The organism is Thermosporothrix hazakensis (assembly GCF_003253565.1).
GTDB classification, from domain to species: Bacteria; Chloroflexota; Ktedonobacteria; order Ktedonobacterales; family Ktedonobacteraceae; genus Thermosporothrix; species Thermosporothrix hazakensis.
In genome coordinates this window covers 1-4114 of sequence record NZ_QKUF01000071.1, presented here as the reverse complement: position 1 = coordinate 4114, position 4114 = coordinate 1, and the positions used below count along the sequence as shown (strand labels likewise).

The 4114-nt window shown below is 50.2% G+C and carries 3 protein-coding genes; 2 read left to right on the top strand and 1 reads right to left on the bottom strand.

What is annotated here, in order from left to right; all coding sequences use genetic code 11:
* Together EI42_RS33015 and EI42_RS31610 are read left to right on the top strand one after the other, a co-directional pair.
* Positions 1-1826, top strand: a 1826-nt coding sequence (locus EI42_RS33015) for an Eco57I restriction-modification methylase domain-containing protein (RefSeq protein WP_211326455.1), incomplete at its 5' end; no start/stop codon positions are given.
* A gap of 259 nt (positions 1827-2085) precedes the next feature.
* Positions 2086-3717: a DUF262 domain-containing protein gene (locus tag EI42_RS31610; protein WP_111326946.1), complete on the top strand. Its 1632-nt coding sequence runs from the start codon at positions 2086-2088 to the stop codon at positions 3715-3717.
* Here EI42_RS31610 and EI42_RS31605 read toward each other — a convergent pair.
* Positions 3604-4114, bottom strand: a 511-nt coding sequence (locus tag EI42_RS31605; protein ID WP_146505490.1) for an RNA-guided endonuclease InsQ/TnpB family protein, incomplete at its 5' end; no start/stop codon positions are given. The two genes, EI42_RS31610 and EI42_RS31605, sit on opposite strands and share 114 nt — an antisense overlap.

Sequence of the window (4114 nt, the reverse complement as noted above, 5' to 3'; positions counted from 1 at the left end):
GGGAGGAACAGCGACGGTATATTCAGAGTCTGGCGGAACAGTATCAGTTTTTTCACTGGCATCTGGCCTTTCCAGATGTGTTTCAAGTGCCATCGGGGAATGAGGAGCCGGAGAATGCGCTGACGGGCTGGTCGGGAGGTTTTGATGTGGTCCTGGGAAATCCCCCGTGGGAGCGGATCAAGATCCAGGAGAAGGAATGGTTCTCGGCGCATGGGCGTTCCGATATAGCGAATGCAAGCAATGCGGCGCAGAGACGCAAGATGATCGAGGCGTTAGAGCGAGAAGACTTTCTACTGTCATTGGCGTTCAAGGAAGCGTTGCGCCAGGCAGAAGGGGAGAGTCACCTTGTTCGCCATAGTGGACGATTTCCGCTGTGTGGGAGAGGGGATATCAATCGCTACTCGATCTTTACGGAGTGTATGCGTCAGATCCTACGCCCGAAGGGACGCATAGGCTGCATTGTGCCGTCAGGAATTGCCACTGATGATACCACGAAGGTCTTCTTTCAGGATTTGATGGACAGCAGGACACTGGTCAGCTTGTATGATTTTGAGAACGCAAAGGCGATTTTCCCGGGGGTACATCGAAGCTATAAATTCAGCTTGCTGACGTTGAGTGGAACGGAGAGACCGGCGATGCAAGGGGCACGCTTTGCCTTTTTCCTGCATGATCCGACGGAACTGAAGACAGAGGAGCGTGCTTTTGTGCTCACAGCGGAAGAGATAGCATTGCTCAATCCGAACACGCGAACCTGCCCGATTTTCCGTTCGCAGCGAGATGCAGAACTGACAAAGCAACTGTATAGGCATGCCCCGGTTCTTGTGCGAGAAGATGGAAAAGAGACATTGAACCCGTGGCAGGTGACATTCATTCGTATGTTTGATATGGCAAATGACTCCCATCTCTTTCATACCTGTACCCAGCTTCAGCAGGCTGGTTGGACGCTGAGAGGAAATATCTTCTATAGAGGAAACGAGAAATGTTATCCATTGTATGAGGGAAAGATGATCTCACACTACGATCATCGCTTTGGTGGCTATACCACAACAGCAGAAGAGGCTGAACAGGGGATAGATCGGCGTGATCCGTTTGCGGTGCCGTTACCACGCTATTGGATCCATGAACGGGATATGAATGCGGATGTGTTGCGAGAGCAGACTGCTTTGCTTGCCTTTCGGGACGTAACAAATACAACGAATGAAAGAACGGCTATCTTTGACATCATTCCTGCGGTGGCTGTTGGGCACACTATGCCTCTGATTGCATTTGGAGGGAAAGATGAACGTCTGATGTTAAACTTTACTTCTAGTGTTTCATCGTTTGCATTTGATTTTATCGCTCGACAGAAGCTAGGGGGAACGCATCTTACCTTTTTCATTCTGAAGCAGCTTCCAGTCCTCCCACCAGAGACGTATAAGCAGGAATGTGTGTGGCAGCCGGGTGTATCGCTTGGGGAGTGGATCTTGCCGCGGGCGCTTGAGCTGACCTATACGGCATGGGATCTGGAGGCGTTTGCGCGGGAGTGTGGGTATGCGGGGCCGCCCTTCCGCTGGGATGAGGAGCGGCGCTTTCTCTTGCGCTGTGAGCTGGATGCGGCATTCTTCCACCTCTACGGGGTGGAGCGGGAAGATGTCGCCTCTATCATGGAGACGTTTCCGTTGGTGAAGAAGGAAGACGAGAAGCGCTATGGAGAGTATCGAAGCAGGCGTATGATTCTGGAGATCTATGATGCCCTTCAGGAGGCGAGTGAGCAGGGAGCGATGTATCAAACGCGGTTAGAGCCTCCTCCTGCTGATCCCTCAGTTGCTCATTCTCCGCGACAGTAGGTTGATATCTCAAGGGATAACTTCTCCTGTATTTTTATGTGCTGCTCAGAGAAAAGCATTTCTGAGCAGCATTCCTATCTTTTCTGGCTATGATCGCAATAAGGATTGCACTTTTACCCGAAAAGACTATACTGTGAACATCTTTTATAAAAGTATGTATGTTCTTGCTATGTACATAGGGTCGCGGCTTTTCAGGATGTGAAAGCAGACTCCTGTTGAACCGCTACATATGAGATAGAGAAGCGTGGGAGGTCCCTTTATGGAAGCATATGTTCATCAGCTTTTGCAATTTTTGGATGGCAAAAAACAATTTATTATCCCTATTTATCAGCGGCCGTATAGCTGGACAGAGGAGCAGTGCGGGCGCCTCTGGGATGATATTCTGCGTGCTGCTGAAACGAATATGCCAACACACTTTCTTGGTTCGATCGTCTATGTCAAGCGTGGACTTCATCATCTGACGCATAACGCACAGTGGCTTATCATTGATGGACAGCAGCGCCTGACAACATTGATGCTTCTGCTTGCAGCTCTTGCTCATGTCGCGCAGGATCAAGCAGGGGTGACGGGGATGAACCCCGAAGAAATTCGCGACTCCTATCTCATCAACAAATTTGGGAAAGATGAGGATCGCTATAAGCTTCTCCTCACACAGCGAGATAGGGAAATCTTGAAGCTGCTTATCGATGATCCTGATCAGGCTCTCTGCCAGTATGAGAAGAGCCTGCTCATTGATAACTATCGTTTCTTTGATAAAAGGCTACGAAAAGATGTTAGCCTCGAAGTCGTGTATGAGGGCGTGAGCAAGCTCATCTTTGTTGATATTGCGCTTGACATGACCTATGACAATCCTCAATTGATCTTTGAGAGCCTCAATTCAACCGGGGTAGATCTGACGCAGGCTGATCTTATTCGAAACTATGTGCTGATGAGTCTGGATCCACAAGAGCAAGAATGGCTGTATAAAGAATACTGGTATCCAATAGAGGAGAAATTCCAGGCGAATAATACGCGGGGCTCACAATTATTCGATCGGTTTATGCGTGACTATCTCTCTCTCAAGCTGGAGGATATCCCGAGGATCAGCGGAGTATATGAAGAATTTAAGAGATATTATCAGACGGAGAAGAGCAAGAATGTTTCTATGCATGACCTGGTGTTTGATATTGCCAGTTACGCAGAATATTTCGCCAGAATCGCTTTGAGCCATGAACCTGATCCTGAGTTGCGGCGGGCATTCCAGGATATCCAGGCATTGACCGTTGAGGTGTCCTATCCCTTCTTACTGGCTGTCTATGATGATTATATGCGTGGCTTTGTCAGGAAAGAAGAGTTCATCACAATCGTCAGGATGGTTGAGAGCTATGTTGTCAGGCGCGGGGTATGCGGTTTGCCAACCAATGCATTGAATAAGATGTTTGTAAGCTTGCTTAAAGAAATAGATAAGCAGCACTATCTTGAGAGTGTTCAAGCGGTCTGGGTATCAAAGGAAGGAAATGCTCGCTTCCCCAAAAATGAGGAGTTTCGTGCGGCCTTTTATGTGAAGGACATCTATAACAATTCGCGTGGGAATTATTTGCTTCAGAAGCTGGAAAACCACAAGCGGCCAGTTGCGGCAGAGTTGGAAAGTTATAAGGCTGTCTATATCATGCCTGCCAGTGATCCCTTGCCTGAAGAGTGGCAGGAGGAGCTTGGGCCTAATTGGAAAGAGATTCAGGCACGCTATGTGCATACTATTGTTGACACTCCCCAGGCCAGAAGGGCGGGGATTCTTCCTTCATCCAGCCTGCTTGCGCGGCGTCGCACTGCGACGACGCGTAGCGGCAGGCTGTCCAGAAGCGTTCGACGAGACACCCTCGTCGGTTCCCGTCTGCCCGACGGTACCCTGTAGAGCCTTCTGCAAGATATTCAAGGCGGCATTGTGATCTCGGTCGAGGAGCAGCCCACAGCCAGGACACAGATGGGTACGCACACTCAAGCTCTTCTTGACCCGCTGCCCACAACGAGAACAGTCCTGGGTTGTAAAGGCCGGTTCCACCCCGATCACCGGAACCTGATGCAGCGTGCCGTAGTATCTCACCCACCAGAGGAAGCGACCCCACGCCGCGTCAGCGATACTCTTGGCCAGATGACGGTTCTTGACGAGATGGCGGATCTGCAAGGCTTCGTAGGCAATCACGTCGTGAGACGAGACAAGCGCGTTCGCCTGCTTTCTGGCGAAATCCTCGCGCTGCCGTTGCACCTTGAGATACGCTTTGCTGAGGGCTTGACGGGCTTTGCGCCGATTG

Excerpts from the sequence above, each read along its gene's own strand:
- EI42_RS31610 (WP_111326946.1), top strand. The coding sequence starts at position 2,086 with ATGGAAGCATATGTTCATCAGCTTTTGCAATTTTTGGATGGCAAAAAA.